Source organism: Streptomyces lanatus (genome assembly GCF_014655715.1).
GTDB lineage: Bacteria > Actinomycetota > Actinomycetes > Streptomycetales > Streptomycetaceae > Streptomyces > Streptomyces lanatus.
The window spans coordinates 253,337-270,524 of record NZ_BNBM01000012.1; the positions used below are offsets into that span (position 1 = coordinate 253,337).

General features: G+C 70.8%; 14 protein-coding genes. 11 read left to right on the top strand and 3 right to left on the bottom strand.

Features of this window, described 5'->3' with window-relative positions; all coding sequences use genetic code 11:
* The first annotated feature begins 82 nt into the window (after positions 1 to 82).
* The 7 genes from IE325_RS29180 (at position 83) to IE325_RS29210 (ending at position 9,557) form a co-directional block, all read left to right on the top strand.
* On the top strand, positions 83 to 2,017 hold the full coding sequence (locus IE325_RS29180) for an acyl-CoA dehydrogenase family protein (RefSeq protein WP_190073073.1): 1,935 nt from the start codon (positions 83 to 85) through the stop codon (positions 2,015 to 2,017).
* Positions 2,018 to 2,127: 110 nt separating this feature from the next.
* Complete coding sequence (dxr, locus tag IE325_RS29185) at positions 2,128 to 3,384, top strand: 1-deoxy-D-xylulose-5-phosphate reductoisomerase (RefSeq protein WP_190073074.1); 1,257 nt, start codon at positions 2,128 to 2,130, stop codon at positions 3,382 to 3,384.
* Positions 3,381 to 4,685: a M50 family metallopeptidase gene (locus IE325_RS29190; RefSeq protein WP_506005359.1), complete on the top strand. Its 1,305-nt coding sequence runs from the start codon at positions 3,381 to 3,383 to the stop codon at positions 4,683 to 4,685. Before dxr ends, IE325_RS29190 begins: the two co-directional genes overlap by 4 nt.
* A gap of 202 nt (positions 4,686 to 4,887) precedes the next feature.
* Positions 4,888 to 6,045 carry a flavodoxin-dependent (E)-4-hydroxy-3-methylbut-2-enyl-diphosphate synthase gene (gene ispG, locus IE325_RS29195; RefSeq protein ID WP_190073075.1) on the top strand — a complete coding sequence of 386 codons (1,158 nt, stop codon included), beginning with the start codon at positions 4,888 to 4,890 and terminating at the stop codon, positions 6,043 to 6,045.
* Between the two features lie 226 nt (positions 6,046 to 6,271).
* A complete protein-coding gene (locus tag IE325_RS29200) occupies positions 6,272 to 7,120 on the top strand; it encodes a GNAT family N-acetyltransferase (RefSeq protein ID WP_190073076.1) in 849 nt (282 codons plus the stop codon).
* Positions 7,121 to 7,214: 94 nt separating this feature from the next.
* Positions 7,215 to 7,781 (top strand): GNAT family N-acetyltransferase, encoded by a 567-nt coding sequence (locus tag IE325_RS29205; RefSeq protein ID WP_190073077.1) that lies wholly within the window; start codon positions 7,215 to 7,217, stop codon positions 7,779 to 7,781.
* 72 nt (positions 7,782 to 7,853) lie between these two features.
* Positions 7,854 to 9,557 (top strand): proline--tRNA ligase, encoded by a 1,704-nt coding sequence (locus IE325_RS29210; RefSeq protein WP_190073078.1) that lies wholly within the window; start codon positions 7,854 to 7,856, stop codon positions 9,555 to 9,557.
* Between the two features lie 182 nt (positions 9,558 to 9,739).
* On the opposite strand, the gene IE325_RS29215 is transcribed toward IE325_RS29210, so the two are convergent.
* Genes IE325_RS29215 through IE325_RS29225 form a run of 3 tightly spaced genes read right to left on the bottom strand, consistent with a single transcriptional unit; the run spans position 9,740 to position 11,649 of the window.
* Positions 9,740 to 10,633, bottom strand: coding sequence for an aminoglycoside phosphotransferase family protein (locus IE325_RS29215; protein WP_190073079.1), 894 nt, complete (start codon positions 10,631 to 10,633; stop codon positions 9,740 to 9,742).
* Between the two features lie 27 nt (positions 10,634 to 10,660).
* The gene (locus IE325_RS29220; protein ID WP_190073080.1) at positions 10,661 to 11,128 is read right to left on the bottom strand and encodes a ferritin-like domain-containing protein; all 468 of its coding nucleotides are present in this window, start codon (positions 11,126 to 11,128) and stop codon (positions 10,661 to 10,663) included.
* Entirely contained in the window at positions 11,125 to 11,649 is a 525-nt protein-coding gene (locus IE325_RS29225; protein ID WP_190073081.1) for a hypothetical protein, read from the bottom strand. Before IE325_RS29225 ends, IE325_RS29220 begins: the two co-directional genes overlap by 4 nt.
* 268 nt (positions 11,650 to 11,917) lie before the next feature.
* Here IE325_RS29225 and rimP point away from each other — a divergent pair, with 268 nt between their 5' ends.
* The 4 genes from rimP (at position 11,918) to infB (ending at position 17,070) form a co-directional block, all read left to right on the top strand.
* Positions 11,918 to 12,424 carry a ribosome maturation factor RimP gene (rimP, locus tag IE325_RS29230; protein ID WP_190073082.1) on the top strand — a complete coding sequence of 169 codons (507 nt, stop codon included), beginning with the start codon at positions 11,918 to 11,920 and terminating at the stop codon, positions 12,422 to 12,424.
* Between the two features lie 2 nt (positions 12,425 to 12,426).
* Positions 12,427 to 13,413: a transcription termination factor NusA gene (gene nusA / locus IE325_RS29235; protein WP_030958814.1), complete on the top strand. Its 987-nt coding sequence runs from the start codon at positions 12,427 to 12,429 to the stop codon at positions 13,411 to 13,413.
* 102 nt (positions 13,414 to 13,515) lie between these two features.
* Positions 13,516 to 13,812 (top strand): YlxR family protein, encoded by a 297-nt coding sequence (locus IE325_RS29240; RefSeq protein WP_190073083.1) that lies wholly within the window; start codon positions 13,516 to 13,518, stop codon positions 13,810 to 13,812.
* A 147-nt stretch (positions 13,813 to 13,959) separates the two neighbouring features.
* Positions 13,960 to 17,070, top strand: coding sequence for a translation initiation factor IF-2 (infB, locus tag IE325_RS29245; RefSeq protein WP_190073084.1), 3,111 nt, complete (start codon positions 13,960 to 13,962; stop codon positions 17,068 to 17,070).
* Positions 17,071 to 17,188 lie beyond the last annotated feature (118 nt).

A 17,188-nucleotide genomic window follows, 5' to 3' on the forward strand; every position in this document is an offset into this window, starting at 1 on the left:
ATCGGGTAGCACCCGTCGGTAACCAAACGGTCGCCGGTAGCCGAAACGGTCCATGATCCCGATTCGCGGCGAGGTGAGCCTCATGTCCGCAGCACCCACGAAGCCCACTGTCACTGAGCGTGAGGCCCGCCAAGTGGCGGAGGAGGCCCGGCAGCAGGACTGGCGCAAGCCCAGCTTCGCCAAGGAACTGTTCCTCGGCCGCTTCCGCCTCGACCTCATCCACCCCCACCCGATGCCCACCGACGAGGCCACCCAGCGCGGCGAGGAGTTCCTCGCCAAGCTGCGCGACTTCATCGAGACGAAGGTCGACGGCGCCCTCATCGAGCGCGAGGCCCGCATCCCCGACGCCGTGATCGACGGCCTCAAGGAACTCGGCGCCTTCGGCATGAAGATCGACACCAAGTACGGCGGCCTCGGCCTCACCCAGGTCTACTACAACAAGGCCCTCACCCTGGCCGGCTCGGCCAGCCCGGCGATCGGCGTCCTGCTCTCCGCCCATCAGTCGATCGGCGTACCGCAGCCGCTGAAGTTGTTCGGCACCCAGGAGCAGAAGGACGCCTTCCTGCCGCGCTGCGCCCGCACCGACATCAGCGCCTTCCTCCTCACCGAACCCGACGTCGGCTCCGACCCGGCCCGCCTCGCCACCTCCGCCGTGCCCGACGGCGACGACTACGTCCTCGACGGGGTCAAGCTCTGGACGACCAACGGCGTGGTCGCCGACCTCCTCGTCGTCATGGCACGGGTGCCGAAGTCAGAGGGCCACAAGGGCGGCATCACCGCCTTCGTCGTGGAGACGAACTCGCCCGGCATCACCGTCGAGAACCGCAACTCCTTCATGGGTCTGCGCGGCATCGAGAACGGCGTCACCCGCTTCCACCAGGTCAGGGTCCCGGCGGCGAACCGCATCGGCCCGGAGGGCGCGGGCCTGAAGATCGCCCTGACCACGCTCAACACCGGACGTCTGTCCCTCCCCGCCTCCTGTGTCGCGGCCGGCAAGTGGTGCCTGAAGATCGCCCGCGAATGGTCGGCGGCGCGTGAGCAGTGGGGCAAGCCGCTCGCCCAGCACGAGGCCGTCGGCTCCAAGATCTCCTTCATCGCGGCCACCACCTTCGCCCTGGAGGCCGTCACCGACCTCGCCTCCCAGATGGCCGACGAGGACCGCAACGACATCCGCATCGAAGGCGCCCTCGCCAAGCTGTACGCCTCCGAGATGGCCTGGACGATCGCCGACGAACTCGTCCAGATCCGCGGCGGCCGCGGTTTCGAGACGGCCGACTCGCTCCGGGCCCGCGGCGAGCGCGGCGTCCCCGCCGAACAGGTCCTGCGCGACCTGCGCATCAACCGCATCTTCGAGGGCTCGACGGAGATCATGCACCTGCTGATCGCCCGCGAGGCCGTCGACGCCCACCTCTCGGTCGCCGGCGACCTCATCGACCCCGACAAGTCCCTCCAGGACAAGGCGAAGGCGGGCGCGAACGCCGGCGCCTTCTACGCCAAGTGGCTGCCCAAACTGGTCGCGGGGCAAGGGCAACTGCCGTACTCGTACGGCGAGTTCAAGCACGGCATCGACCTCTCCCCGCATCTCCGCTACGTCGAACGCACCTCCCGCAAGCTCGCCCGCTCCACCTTCTACGGCATGTCCCGCTGGCAGGGCCGCATGGAGACCAAGCAGGGCTTCCTCGGCCGGGTCGTCGACATCGGCGCCGAGCTCTTCGCCATGAGCGCGGCCTGCGTACGCGCCGAGCACCTGCGCGCACACGGCGACCACGGCCGCGAGGCCTACCAGCTCGCCGACGCCTTCTGCCGCCAGTCCCGACTGCGCGTCGAGGAACTCTTCGGCCGCCTCTGGTCCAACACCGACGACCTCGACCGCAAGGTGGCCAAGGGCGTGATGTCGGGCACCTACGAGTGGCTGGAGTCGGGCATCGTCGACCCGTCCGACGACGGCGGGGTGTGGATCGCGGACGCGACACCGGGCCCGAGCGAGCGGGAGAACGTGCACCGTCCGATCAGGTGAGCGATGCGTGAGGGGCCACTGCCCGCCTGCGGCGACCCCTCACCATCCTGTTACCCACCGGATGGGGACGCCCTGTCCTCCCCGTCAGTCCTTACGGCCACAATGGGGGGATGAGCGACAGCCCAGCCCCCCTCGCCGACCCCCACCTCGTCTACGACCCCGTAGCGGGCGACGGCCCCAAGGACGTGGTGATCCTCGGCTCGACCGGCTCCATCGGCACCCAGGCCATCGACCTCGTGCTGCGCAACCCCGACCGGTTCCGGGCCACCGCGCTGTCCGCCAACGGCGGCCGGGTCGCCCTTCTCGCCGAGCAGGCGTACCGGCTGAAGGCGCGGACCGTCGCGGTCGCCCGCGAGGACGTCGTACCGGCGCTGCGCGAAGCACTCCAGGCCCAGTACGGCACGGGGGAGCCGCTCCCCGAGATCCTCGCCGGACCGGACGCGGCCACCCAGGTCGCCGCCTCCGACTGCCACACCGTCCTCAACGGCATCACCGGCTCCATCGGCCTCGCGCCGACCCTCGCCGCCCTGGAGGCGGGCCGCACCCTGGCGCTCGCCAACAAGGAGTCCCTGATCGTCGGCGGCCCGCTGGTCAAGGCGCTCGCCAAACCCGGGCAGATCATCCCGGTCGACTCCGAGCACGCCGCCCTGTTCCAGGCGCTCGCGTCCGGGACCAGGGCGGACGTACGGAAGCTCGTCGTCACCGCCTCCGGCGGCCCCTTCCGCGGCCGTACGAAGGCCGACCTGGCCCGGGTGACCGTCGAGGACGCCCTCGCGCACCCCACCTGGGCCATGGGCCCGGTGATCACGATCAACTCCGCGACCCTCGTCAACAAGGGCCTGGAGGTCATCGAGGCGCACCTGCTCTACGACATTTCCTTCGACCGCATTGAGGTCGTCGTGCATCCCCAGTCGTATGTTCACTCGATGGTTGAGTTCACCGACGGATCCACGATCGCCCAGGCGACGCCCCCCGATATGCGCGGGCCGATCGCCATCGGCCTCGGCTGGCCCGAGCGCATCCCCGACGCAGCGCCCACCTTCGACTGGAGCAAGGCCTCGACCTGGGAGTTCTTCCCCCTGGACAACGAGGCGTTCCCCTCGGTCGGCCTGGCGCGGCACGTCGGGCAGCTCGCGGGCACGGCGCCCGCGGTGTTCAATGCGGCGAACGAGGAGTGCGTCGAGGCCTTCCGGGCCGGCGCGCTGCCGTTCAACGGGATCATCGAGACCGTGACCCGGGTGGTGGAGGAGCACGGCACCCCGGACACGGGAACTTCGCTCACCGTCGCGGACGTCCTCGAAGCGGAGAGCTGGGCCCGCAGCCGGGCCCGGGAACTGGCGGCACACACGGCGGAGGCCCGTGCATGACGACCCTGATGTTCATCCTCGGCATAGTGCTGTTCGCGGTCGGGCTGCTCGCCTCGATCGCCTGGCACGAGCTGGGCCATCTGTCCACGGCCAAGCTGTTCGGCATCCGTGTGCCGCAGTACATGGTCGGCTTCGGGCCGACCATCTGGTCGCGGAAGAAGGGCGACACCGAGTACGGCGTCAAGGCGATCCCGTTCGGCGGCTACATCCGCATGATCGGCATGTTCCCGCCGGGCGCCGACGGCCGCCTGGAGGCCCGCTCGACGTCGCCGTGGCGCGGCATGATCGAGGACGCCCGCTCGGCCGCCTTCGAGGAGCTCAAGCCCGGCGACGAGTCCCGCCTCTTCTACACGCGCAAGCCGTGGAAGCGGGTCATCGTGATGTTCGCGGGCCCGTTCATGAACCTGGTCCTCGCCTTCGGCCTGTTTCTCACCGTGCTGATGGGCTTCGGCATCCAGCAGCAGACCACCACCGTGAGCTCGGTCTCCCAGTGCGTCATCGCCCAGACCGAGAAGCGTGACGAGTGCAAGGCGTCCGACCCCAAGTCCCCGGCCGAGGCCGCGGGCATGAAGGCCGGCGACAAGATCGTCTCCTTCGCCGGGGTCAGGACCGACGACTGGAACACCCTCTCCGACCTGATCCGCGACAGCGCCGGCAAGGAAGTGCCGATCGTCGTCGACCGCAAGGGCGAGCAGGTGACCCTGGAGGCGAAGATCGCCACCAACTGGGTCCTGAAGAAGGACGCCAGCGGGGGGTATGTCCAGGACGACTACGTCCGGGCCGGCTTCCTCGGCTTCAGCTCGGCCACCGGCGTGGTCAAACAGGACTTCGGCGACTCGATGGTCTGGATGACCGACCGGGTCGGCGACGCCGTCGACTCCCTCATCGCCCTGCCCGCCAAGATCCCCGCCCTGTGGGACGCGGCCTTCGGCGACGGCCCGCGCGAGCAGGACTCCCCGATGGGCATCGTCGGCGCGGCGAGGGTGAGCGGCGAGATCGCGACCCTGGACATCCCGGCGTCACAGCAACTGGCGACGTTCGTGTTCCTCCTGGCCGGCTTCAACCTCTCCCTGTTCCTCTTCAACATGCTCCCGCTGCTGCCGCTCGACGGCGGCCATATCGCGGGCGCCCTGTGGGAGGCGCTGCGCCGCAACGTGGCGAAGGTGCTGCGCCGGCCGGACCCTGGCCCGTTCGATGTGGCGAAGCTGATGCCGGTGGCGTACGTGGTCGCCGGGATCTTCATCTGCTTCACGCTGCTGGTGCTGGTCGCGGACGTCGTTAACCCGGTCAGAATCTCCTAGTCACATGGAGTTCGAGGCGGCCCGGGATCATCTGTCCCGGGCCGCCTTCCATTGAGTGGGTTTACGGGCCATGGGGGTCCCCCCGCCGAGTGGGTTCGAGGTGGGGGAGTGCTGGGGTGAGGAACGGTGCCGTAATCTCGAAGCCTGGAGCCCGCTGCTGACGGGACCGGACCTTGATCCACGACTTGGGGTTGCACAGCAGATGACTGCGATTTCTCTCGGCATGCCGTCCGTACCGACCAAGCTCGCCGAGCGCCGGGTGTCGCGGCAGATCCACGTCGGCTCGGTGGCAGTGGGCGGTGACGCCCCGGTCTCGGTGCAGTCGATGACGACGACGCGTACGTCCGACATCGGCGCGACCCTCCAGCAGATCGCCGAGCTCACGGCGTCCGGCTGCCAGATCGTGCGCGTGGCGTGCCCCACACAGGACGACGCGGACGCCCTGGCCACGATCGCCCGCAAGTCCCAGATCCCGGTGATCGCGGACATCCACTTCCAGCCCAAGTACGTCTTCGCGGCCATCGAGGCCGGCTGCGCCGCGGTGCGGGTCAACCCCGGCAACATCAAGCAGTTCGACGACAAGGTCAAGGAGATCGCGCGGGCCGCCAAGGACCACGGCACCCCGATCCGCATCGGTGTCAACGCCGGTTCGCTGGACCGGCGCCTGCTCCAGAAGTACGGCAAGGCGACGCCCGAGGCGCTGGTCGAGAGCGCGCTCTGGGAAGCCTCCCTCTTCGAGGAGCACGACTTCCGGGACATCAAGATCTCGGTGAAGCACAACGACCCGGTCGTGATGGTCAGGGCGTATCAGCTGCTGGCCGAGAGCTGCGACTACCCGCTCCACCTGGGCGTGACGGAGGCCGGTCCCGCCTTCCAGGGCACGATCAAGTCGGCGGTGGCCTTCGGAGCGCTGCTGAGCCAGGGCATCGGCGACACGATCCGCGTCTCCCTCTCGGCCCCGCCGGTCGAGGAGGTCAAGGTCGGCAACCAGATCCTGGAGTCCCTGAACCTCAGGCAGCGCGGCCTGGAGATCGTCTCCTGCCCGTCCTGCGGCCGCGCCCAGGTCGACGTCTACAAGCTGGCCGAGGAGGTCACGGCGGGCCTGACCGGCATGGAGGTCCCGCTGCGCGTCGCCGTCATGGGCTGCGTCGTCAACGGCCCCGGCGAGGCCCGCGAGGCCGACCTCGGCGTCGCCTCCGGCAACGGCAAGGGCCAGATCTTCGTCAAGGGCGAGGTCATCAAGACGGTCCCCGAGTCCAAGATCGTGGAGACGCTGATCGAAGAGGCGATGAAGATCGCCGAGCAGATGGAGGCGGACGGGGTCGAGGGCGGGGAGCCTTCGGTCTCGGTGGCGGGCTGACGGCGCGGTGCGGTTTGGACGCCGGTCCGTGTTTTTCAGCCCGTCCGGCGTTTGAGGACGAGGCCGTTCAGGCCGATGCGGGGGTCTGGGGGTGGCAGCCCCCAGGGACGGTACGGCAGCCGACGGTCACCTTAAAACTGGCGGCAACTTCACCGGGGCGGCACCGCTCAGCAACCGCAGGTACAGTGCGGGGACCAGCAGAACCCCAGCGTGAGGCCCCCGCACCGTGTTGACCCAGACCACCTCACGGGTCCTCGAACCGAGTGACCTGGACGCCGCGCTCGCCGTCCTCGACCGCGAGCCGGTCGCGAACGCCTTCGTGACGTCCCGCGTCCAGATCGCCGGCCTCGACCCCTGGCGCCTCGGCGGCGAGATGTGGGGCTGGTACGAGGACGGCATGCTGACGTCCCTGTGCTACGCGGGCGCCAACCTCGTCCCGATCTGCGCCACCCCCCGAGCGATCCGCGCCTTCGCCGACCGCGCCCGGCGCGCGGGCCGTCGCTGCTCCTCCATCGTCGGCCCCGCCGACGCCACCGCCCAGCTGTGGCGGCTGCTGGAGCCCAACTGGGGCCCGGCCCGCGAGGTCCGCTCCCATCAGCCGCTCATGGTCACCGACCACATGCCCGCCGACATCGCCCCGGATCCGTACGTCCGCCGCATCCGCAAGGACGAGATGGAGACGATCATGCCGGCGTGCGTGGCGATGTTCACCGAGGAGGTCGGCGTATCGCCCCTCGCGGGCGACGGCGGCCTGCTCTACCAGGCCCGGGTCGCCGAACTCGTCGGCTCCGGCCGCTCCTTCGCCCGCCTCGACCACGACGGCAAGGTCGTCTTCAAGGCGGAGATCGGCGCGGCGACGGACCGCGCCTGCCAGATCCAGGGCGTCTGGGTGGCCCCCGAATACCGCGGCCGGGGCTTCGCGGCCCCCGGAATGGCGGCAGTACTGCGCTACGCCCTGGCGGACATCGCCCCGGTCGTCAGCCTCTACGTCAACGACTTCAACACGGCGGCGAGGCGGGCGTACACGAGGGTGGGCTTCCAGGAGGTCGGCGCCTTCATGAGCGTCCTGTTCTGATCACCTCGCCCTCCGAGGGACCTGCGGATCTGCGCGATCAGCCACGAACAACCCGCACCCGAACGACTACCGGCAGTCCCTGTACGCTCCCCACATGCGCCTTCCCGGTCACGCACACCGCCGCCACCCCGACGACATCGTGATCGGCCCCCTGGACCTCTCGGCCCACGTCGACGAGGCGCTGGCCGTCCAGGCGGTGGCCTTCGGACTGGGCCCCGACGAGGTCGCCGTACGCCGGCAGATCGTCCTGCGCCACATGACCTACCCCGGCGCCCGCGCCCTCGGCGCCACCGCCGCGGGCCTCCTCGTCGGATTCATCTACGGCATGCCCAACGACCGCGGCCACTGGTGGTCCACCGTCGTGGAGCCCTACCTCCGGGCCCAGGGCCACGACGACTGGCTCGACGGCTCCTTCGTCATCACCGAGCTCCACGTCCACCCCGGCTACCAGAACCGCGGCGTGGGCCGCTCCCTGATCACCACGATCACCGACAGCGCCCTCGAACCCCGCTCGATCCTCTCGGCGATCGACGTCGAAAGCCCGGCCCGCGGCCTGTACCGCTCCCTCGGCTACCAGGACCTCGCCCGCCAGGTCCTCTTCCCCAGCGCCCCGAAGCCGTACGCCGTGATGGGCGCCCCCTTGCCGCTGCGCCGCCGTTAACCGATTTCCACCGCCCCGCACCCCCCGGCTAACCTCCTGCCATAACCGACATCCAGCAGGAGCAGAAGAACCATGGCGAAAGCACCGGTCCAGCGCATGTCCCAGTTGATGGCGAAGACGCTGCGCGACGACCCGGCTGACGCCGAGGTCCTCAGCCACAAGCTGCTCGTCCGCGCCGGGTACGTCCGCCGCACGGCGGCCGGTATCTGGTCCTGGCTGCCCCTCGGCAAGCGGGTCCTCGCCAATGTGGAGCGCGTCGTCCGTGAGGAGATGGACGCGATCGGCGCCCAGGAGGTGCTGCTCCCCGCGCTGCTGCCGCGTGAGCCGTACGACGCGACGGGCCGCTGGGACGAGTACGGCCAGGAGCTGTTCCGCCTCAAGGACCGCAGGGGCGGCGACTACCTGCTCGGCCCGACCCACGAGGAGATCTTCACCCAGCTGGTGAAGGACCAGGCGTCCTCCTACAAGGACCTGCCGGTCATCCTCTACCAGATCCAGCACAAGTACCGTGACGAGGCCCGCCCGCGGGCCGGCATCCTGCGCGGCCGTGAGTTCCTGATGAAGGACTCCTACTCCTTCGACACCGAGGACGAGGGCCTCGCCCAGTCCTACGCCCTGCACCGCCAGGCCTACCAGCGGATCTTCGCGCGCCTCGGCCTCGACTACCGCATCTGCGCCGCCACGGCCGGCGCGATGGGCGGCTCGAAGTCGGAGGAGTTCCTGGCACCGGCGGAGGCGGGCGAGGACACCTTCGCGGACTGTCCCAACTGCGACTTCGCGGCCAACACCGAAGCGATCACGTACGAGTTGAAGCCGGTGGACGCCACCGAGGTGCCCGCCCTCGAAGAGATCCCGACCCCGGACACCCCCACCATCGAGACCCTCGCCGCCCACCTCGGCGTCCAGGCCTCCGACACCCTGAAGAACCTCCTCGTGAAGGTCGACGGCGAGATCGTCGCCGTCGGTGTCCCCGGTGACCGCGAGGTCGACATGGACAAGGTCGAGGCGCACTTCGCCCCGGCGGTCGTGGAGATGGTCACCGAGGCGGACTTCGCGGGCCGCCCGGACCTGGTCCGCGGTTACGTCGGCCCGCAGGGGCTGGGCGAGAAGGTCAAGTACATCGCCGACCCGCGCGTGGCCCCCGGCACGGCCTGGATCACCGGCGCCAACAAGGAGGGCACGCACGCCAAGAACGTCGTCGCGGGCCGTGACTTCGAGGCCGACGCGTACGTCGACGTCGTCGTCGTCCAGGAGGGCGACCCCTGCCCGAAGTGCGGCACCGGCCTCAAGCTCGACCGCGCCATCGAGATCGGCCACATCTTCCAGCTCGGCCGCAAGTACGCGGACGCGCTGAAGCTGGACGTCCTCGGCCAGAACGGCAAGCCGGTCCGCGTCACCATGGGCTCCTACGGCATCGGCGTCTCCCGCGCCGTCGCCGCCCTCGCCGAGCAGACCGCCGACGACAAGGGCCTGTGCTGGCCGGCCGAGATCGCCCCGGCCGACGTCCACGTGGTCGCCGCGGGCAAGGCCCTGCAGACCGAACTCGCCCTCGACGTCTCCGAGAAGCTGTCCGCCGCCGGCCTGCGCGTCCTGTGCGACGACCGCGCCGGCGTCTCGCCGGGCGTCAAGTTCACCGACTCGGAGCTGATCGGCGTACCGCAGATCCTGGTGGCCGGGCGCCGCGCGGCCGAGGGCGTCGTAGAGCTCAAGGACCGCAGGACCGGCGAGCGCGAGGAACTGACGGTGGACGAGGCGATCGCCCGCCTGACGGCGTAGAAGGCGAGGTGCGCCGGGCGGCGTGAGCCTGCCCGGCGCGCACTTTCAAGCCAACGCGGTGTGAAGCGCCCCTTTAGGGGCGCGGGGCTGTATCGATGTGCGGCTCCGCCGCGTGGGCGCGACCAGCCACAACGATCCCGCAGTCGCCCAACAGCCCTAGGCACCCCATCGACCAGGCGCCCCTAAAGCCACCCGGCGAATTCCAACAACAGCTCCGCATCCTTCGGCCGCCCCACCCGAAGCGCCCGCACCCCGGATTCGACGGCCCGGAACAACGTCCACCCCCGCAACCGCTCCTGATCCACATCCAACGACTCCGCCAGCCGCTTCACCCGGCGCCGAGTCGTCGCCGCCCCCGACGGCGAGGCGATGAGATCCTCCACCCGGTCCCGCACCAGCCGCGCCAGATCGAAGGCGCACTCACCCACGACCGGATCCGGCCCCACCGCAAGCCACGGCATCCGCTCCCCGGCCAGCACCTTGCTCTGCCGGAACGTGCCATGCAGCAACCGCCGCTCAGGTGGCGCGGCCAGCAGCTCCTCACGGGCGGCGAGCGCGGCCTCGACCAGCGCGGCCACCTCGGTGAAGCCGGATGCCCGCATTGCCGTGGCTTGCCGCTCCGTCCGCGCGGCGACCGTCTCGAAGGGATGCTCGTCCGGCGGCTCCACCCACAGCCGCCGCAGCGTCCCCGCCGCCTCCAACAGCGCCTTCGCCTCCGGCAACGACCGCACCGACACATCCGGGTGAAGCCGTTCGAGAAGGAGCACACCCTCGACGGGCGGCTCGGAGAGGAGCTGTACGGCGCCCGTTCCGGCCCAGTGCGCCAGCGCCGCCCGTTCGCTCTCGGGGCGGGCCCGGGGCGGCGCCAGCTTCAGCACGGCGGGGGTCCCGTCGGCGCGCCGCACCAGCATGACCAGGCTGCTGCGCCCGCCCGGCACCTGCACCCGCTCCACGGTCAACTCGCGTAGCGCGACGGCCTGGTGGGCCGCCTCCGGCAGCTTCTCCAACCAGTCGTCACCGTCCGGTGCCGTCTCACCGAGCGCCCTGACCAGACGCTGCGGCGGTTCGAAAGCCATGCGCGAGTAATTCCCTTCAGACGCGGATCAGGCCGAGGGCATCGGCGAGGCGGACGTCGTGCCCGCACGCTCGGCGAGCCCAGGGAAGGCTACGCTCCCGCCCCGCCAGCGCACCGCCCGCACCGCGGCCTCCCGCAGCGCCTCGGCGGCCGTGGCCCGCAGCTCACCCTCGGCTGCCCGCACCAGGTCGGAGTACACCCCGGCCACCCGGTCCTCCAACTCGGCGGCGAGCAGCACGGCCGCGGCGGAGTCCGGCACCGGGAACGGCAGCGCGTACCCGGCGCTCGCGGCGACCGGCTTCGCGCCCAGGTCGCGCACCTCACGCGCCAGCGCGTCCCGCCGCGCCCGGTGTGCTTCGTACCCCGCGCGGGCCTCCGAACGCCGTGCCTCCTCGATCCGGCCCCCGACCACGCCGTATCCGTACACCGCCGCGTGCTCGGCGGACAGCGCCGCCTGAAGCGCCGCCACCGTCGCCTTCTTCGACTCGCCGCTCATTTGGCCCCCTCCGTCAGCAGATACGCGTGTACGGCCCCGGCCGCCGCCACGGAGGCCAGCAGCCGTGCCAGTTCACCGGGCAGGTCGAGCAGCGCCTTGGCCCGCCGGTCCGCGAGCGCCCGCTCGGCGGCGGCGAGCTCGGCGAGGGCATCCCCCTCGCTCCCCGGGGCAGGTGTGGGCGACGCCTGGCCGGCGCTCGGTGCCGCAGACGCCGTACGAGAGGCAGCCCCGCCACCGAACGCCTCCGCGTGCCGTGCCGCCTCCGACCGCAACGGCCCGACCAGATCCGCCAGCACCGGATGGGCGGCGAGTACGGCGTCGTACCGCTCCACCAGCCCCTCGCTGTCCCGGGCCGCACGCGCGCGTGCCCGCTCGGCGAGCGACGGGCTGCCGCTCGTGCCGCCGTCGGAGTCTTCTGAGCTGGCGGTGCAGCCCACCAGCAGGGCGGCCCCGGCGGCCGAGGCGAGCAGGGTTCTTCTGCGCGGCCCCGAGGGGGTGCGCGGCGGCGAGGGGAACGGCACGGCAGACGTCCTCGGGGGCTCGTACGAAAGCAGTTGCGGAAGGAGTTGCGGAACGTGGTGCGGAGGGAGGTACGAAAACACTTGCGGAAGGCGGGTGTGGGATCGACGGATCGCAGACCCGTGATCACCGTACCCGCGCACCCGGCCCGTACCACTCACCGGCACCGCTCACGCGCAGGTGGACGGCAACACTCCCCGCGACCCGATACCCTTTGACCAGACACGCGACCCATCCCACAACAGCACACGCGGCCGAGGAGTCACCCGGATGAGCACCACCCAGAGCGAGAGGCTGCGAGAACTTCTGGAACCGCTCGTCAGCTCACAGGGCCTCGATCTCGAAGAGATCGCAGTGGACTCCGTCGGACGCAAGCGTGTGCTGCGCGTCGTCGTCGACTCCGACACCGGGGCGGACCTGGACCGGATCGCCGATGTGAGCCGAGCGCTCTCGGCGAAGCTCGACGAGACCGACGCGATGGGCGCGGGGGAGTACACCCTCGAAGTCGGCACCCCGGGCGCGGAGCGCGCCCTCACGGAGCACCGGCACTATGTGCGCGCCGTCGACCGGCTGGTCAAGTTCCAGCTGGCCGAGGGCGGGGAACTGACGGCCCGGATCCTGAACGCCGACGACGAGGGCCTCGACCTCGAAGTGCCCGGCGTCAAGGGCAGAAAGCCCACCAGTCGCAGACTCGCCTTCCCCGACATCGTCAAGGCGCGCGTGCAGGTCGAGTTCAGCCGTAAGGACAGCAAGGACGAGAAGGAAGAGGAGGCGTAGCCGTGGACATCGACATGAGTGCCCTGCGGGGCTTGGTTCGGGAGAAGGAGATCTCCTTCGATCTGCTGGTCGAGGCGATCGAGTCGGCCCTCCTCATCGCCTACCACCGCACCGAGGGAAGCCGCCGCCACGCGCGCGTGGAGCTGAACCGGGAGACCGGCCATGTGACCGTGTGGGCGAAGGAGGATCCCGAGGATCTGGAGGAGGGCCAGGAGGCCCGCGAGTTCGACGACACCCCGTCCGGCTTCGGCCGGATCGCCGCCACCACCGCCAAGCAGGTCATCCTGCAGCGCCTGCGTGACGCCGAGGACGACGCGACGCTCGGCGAGTACGCGGGCCGCGAGGGCGACATCGTCACCGGTGTCGTGCAGCAGGGCCGCGACCCGAAGAACGTGCTCGTGGACATCGGCAAGCTGGAGGCCATCCTGCCGGTGCAGGAGCAGGTCCCGGGCGAGACGTATCCGCACGGGATGCGGCTGCGGTCGTACGTCGTACGAGTGGCGAAGGGCGTGCGCGGCCCGTCCGTGACCCTCTCCCGTACGCACCCCAATCTGGTGAAGAAGCTCTTCGCCCTGGAGGTGCCGGAGATCGCTGACGGTTCGGTGGAGATCGCCGCCATCGCCCGCGAGGCCGGGCACCGCACGAAGATCGCCGTACGGTCCACCCGCTCCGGTCTCAACGCCAAGGGCGCCTGCATCGGCCCCATGGGCGGCCGGGTGCGCAATGTCATGGGCGAGCTGAACGGCGAGAAGATCGACATCGTCGACTGGTCGGACGACCCGGCCGAGATGGTGGCGAACGCGCTCTCGCCGGCCCGGGTCTCCAAGGTGGAGGTCGTGGACATGGCGGCCCGCTCCGCGCGCGTGACCGTGCCCGATTACCAGCTGTCACTGGCGATCGGCAAGGAAGGGCAGAATGCCCGGCTTGCCGCCCGGCTCACCGGCTGGCGGATCGACATCCGCCCCGACACCGAGCAGGCCGGGGAATAGATCCAGACCGCCGGGCGCTCAGATCACGTCAGGTTACCGAGCGGCAACTGTTCGAATCCTCCCCCAAAGGGGTGAGGTCGGTACGGGGAGGTAGACTTAAAGGTGTCTGGCCGGACACGCGCCCGCGCCTGCCCTGAACGTACCTGTGTGGGGTGCCGGGAGCGAGCGGCCAAGGCTGATCTGCTGCGGATCGTGGCGATCAAGGACGAGTGCGTCCCTGATCCAAGCGGTACGCTGCCCGGCCGGGGTGCGTATGTACACCCCGCCCTGGTCTGTCTCGACCAGGCGGTGCGCCGACGGGCGTTCACGCGGGCGTTGCGCGCCCCGGGAGCGCTCGACACAAAGGCGTTGCGCCGGTACGTCGAGCAGAGAACAGTTGCTGAGCAGGCAACACCGTAAGAAGCGTCGCGCGGAACCCCCGCGCGGCCCTGGTACCCCGCGAGTTGGAAGTAGGTCGAGATTGCGATGAGCACTCGATGAGCACGCGATGAGTACGCCCATGAAGTAGCGACGGTCCGGACGCAACCCGGACCTAAAAGGAGCGAAGTGGCTAAGGTCCGGGTATACGAACTCGCCAAGGAGTTCGGGGTTGAGAGCAAGGTCGTCATGGCCAAGCTCCAAGAACTCGGTGAATTCGTCCGTTCGGCGTCTTCGACCATCGAAGCGCCCGTCGTCCGTAAACTCACGGACGCCCTCCAGCAGGGCAGCGGAGGCGGCAAGTCCGCCCCCGCCCGCAAGGCTGCCCCGTCCAGGCCGGCAGCCCCCTCCCCGGCGCAGGGAGCCCGTCCGGCTCCGCCGCGCCCCGCGGCCCCCAAGCCGGCCGCCGAGAAGCCCGCGGCGCCGGCCGCGCCGGCCGCTCCCGGCCCCCGTCCCACCCCGGGCCCGAAGCCCGCGCCGCGGCCCGCCCCGGCGTCCCCGGCTCCGACCGCGCCCGAGTTCACGGCACCGCCGGCGGCTCCCGCCGCCCCGGCCGCCTCTCAGGGCCAGGGCTCCGGCCCGCGTCCGGGCGCCCCGCGTCCGGCCGGCCAGGCCCCGCGTCCCGGCGCTCCGCGTCCCGGTGGCCAGGGTGGCCAGGGCCGTGGTGAGCGCGGTGACCGTCCCGGCGCTCAGCGTCCGGGTGGCGGCGCCGCGCGTCCCGGTGCCCGTCCGGCCGGTCCCCGTCCGGGCAACAACCCCTTCACCTCCGGTGGCTCCACCGGCATGGCGCGCCCGCAGGCGCCCCGTCCCGGCGGTGCCCCGCGCCCCGGCGGCCCTGGTGGCCCCGGTGAGCGTCCCGGCGGCGCCCCGCGTCCGCAGGGCCAGGGCGGTCCCCGTCCCCAGGGCGCCTCGGGCGGTCCCCGTCCGCAGGCTCCGGGCGGCGCCCGTCCCACCCCGGGCGGCATGCCCCGCCCGCAGGGCGGCGGTCCCCGTCCCGGCGGCGGCCCCCGTCCGAACCCCGGCATGATGCCGCAGCGTCCCGCTGCCGGTCCCCGCCCCGGTGGCGGCGGTCCCGGCGGTCGTGGTCCCGGTGGCGGCGGTCGCGGTCCCGGTGGCGGCGGCGGTCGTCCGGGTGGCGGCGGCGGCTTCGCCGGTCGTCCCGGCGGCGGTGGCGGTGGCGGCTTCGCCGGTCGTCCCGGTGGTCCCGGTGGCGGTGGCGGCGGTTTCGCCGGCCGTCCGGGTGGTCCCGGCGGTGGCGGCGGTGGCCGTCCCGGCTTCGGCGGCCGTCCCGGTGGTCCCGGTGGCCGTGGTGGCACGCAGGGCGCCTTCGGTCGTCCCGGTGGTCCCGCGCGTCGTGGCCGCAAGTCGAAGCGGCAGAGGCGCCAGGAGTACGAGGCCATGCAGGCCCCGTCGGTCGGCGGTGTGATGCTGCCTCGCGGCAACGGCGAGTCCATTCGCCTGTCGCGCGGTGCGTCGCTCACCGACTTCGCGGAGAAGATCAACGCCAACCCGGCGTCGCTCGTCGCGGTCATGATGAACCTCGGCGAGATGGTCACCGCGACCCAGTCCGTCTCCGACGAGACGCTGGAGCTCCTGGCCGGCGAGATGAACTACACGGTTCAGATCGTCAGCCCCGAGGAGGAGGACCGCGAGCTTCTCGAGTCCTTCGACATCGAGTTCGGCGAGGACGAGGGCGACGAGGAGGACCTGGTGGTCCGCCCGCCGGTCGTCACCGTCATGGGTCACGTCGACCACGGTAAGACCCGACTCCTCGACGCCATCCGCAAGACGAACGTCATCGCGGGCGAGGCCGGCGGCATCACCCAGCACATCGGTGCCTACCAGGTCTCGACCCAGGTCAACGACGAGGACCGCGCGATCACCTTCATCGACACCCCGGGTCACGAGGCGTTCACCGCCATGCGTGCCCGTGGTGCCCGGTCGACGGACATCGCGATCCTGGTCGTCGCGGCCAACGACGGCGTCATGCCGCAGACGGTCGAGGCGCTCAACCACGCCAAGGCGGCCGACGTCCCGATCGTCGTCGCGGTCAACAAGATCGACGTCGAGGGCGCCGACCCGACCAAGGTGCGCGGTCAGCTCACCGAGTACGGGCTGGTGGCCGAGGAGTACGGCGGCGAGACCATGTTCGTCGACATCTCCGCCAAGCAGGGTCTGCACATCGACTCCCTGCTGGAGGCCGTGGTCCTCACCGCGGACGCCTCGCTCGACCTGCGGGCCAACCCGAACCAGGACGCGCAGGGCATCTCGATCGAGTCCCGTCTCGACCGCGGCCGTGGTGCCGTGGCGACGGTCCTCGTTCAGCGAGGCACCCTGCGGGTCGGCGACACGATGGTCGTGGGCGACGCCTACGGTCGCGTCCGCGCCATGCTCGACGACAACGGCAACAACGTCGCCGAGGCCGGCCCCTCCACGCCGGTTCAGGTCCTGGGTCTGACCAACGTCCCGGGTGCGGGCGACAACTTCCTGGTGGTCGACGAGGACCGTACGGCCCGTCAGATCGCCGAGAAGCGCGCCGCCCGTGAGCGCAACGCCGCGTTCGCCAAGCGCACGCGCCGCGTCTCGCTCGAGGACCTGGACAAGGTGCTCAAGGCCGGCGAGGTCCAGCAGCTCAACCTCATCATCAAGGGTGACGCTTCTGGTTCCGTCGAGGCTCTCGAGTCCTCCCTGCTCCAGCTGGACGTCGGCGAAGAGGTCGACATCCGCGTCCTGCACCGCGGCGTCGGTGCGGTCACGGAGTCCGACATCGACCTGGCGATGGGCTCCGACGCCATCGTGATCGGCTTCAATGTGCGCGCCGCCGGGCGTGCGCAGCAGATGGCCGAGCGCGAGGGCGTGGACGTCCGGTACTACTCGGTCATCTACCAGGCGATCGAGGAGATCGAGGCGGCCCTCAAGGGCATGCTCAAGCCGGAGTACGAAGAGGTCGAGCTCGGTACGGCGGAGATCCGCGAGGTCTTCAAGTCGTCCAAGCTGGGTAACATCGCGGGTGTCCTCATCCGCTCCGGCGAGGTCAAGCGCAACACCAAGGCGCGCCTCGTCCGCGACGGCAAGGTCATCGCGGAGAACCTCAACATCGAGGGTCTGCGTCGCTTCAAGGACGACGTCACCGAGATCCGCGAAGGGTTCGAGGGCGGTATCAACCTCGGCAACTTCAACGACATCAAGGTCGACGACGTCATCGCGACGTACGAGATGCGCGAGAAGCCGCGCGTCTGACCTGTGCAGCACGCGATCGGGGCCGATCGGCGGGAGCAGAATTTCCGTCGATCGGCCCCGGCCGTTGCGTGTACGGTTCCCGTATCGGCGTCGCGTGGCGCCCATACCCCGAACCGGC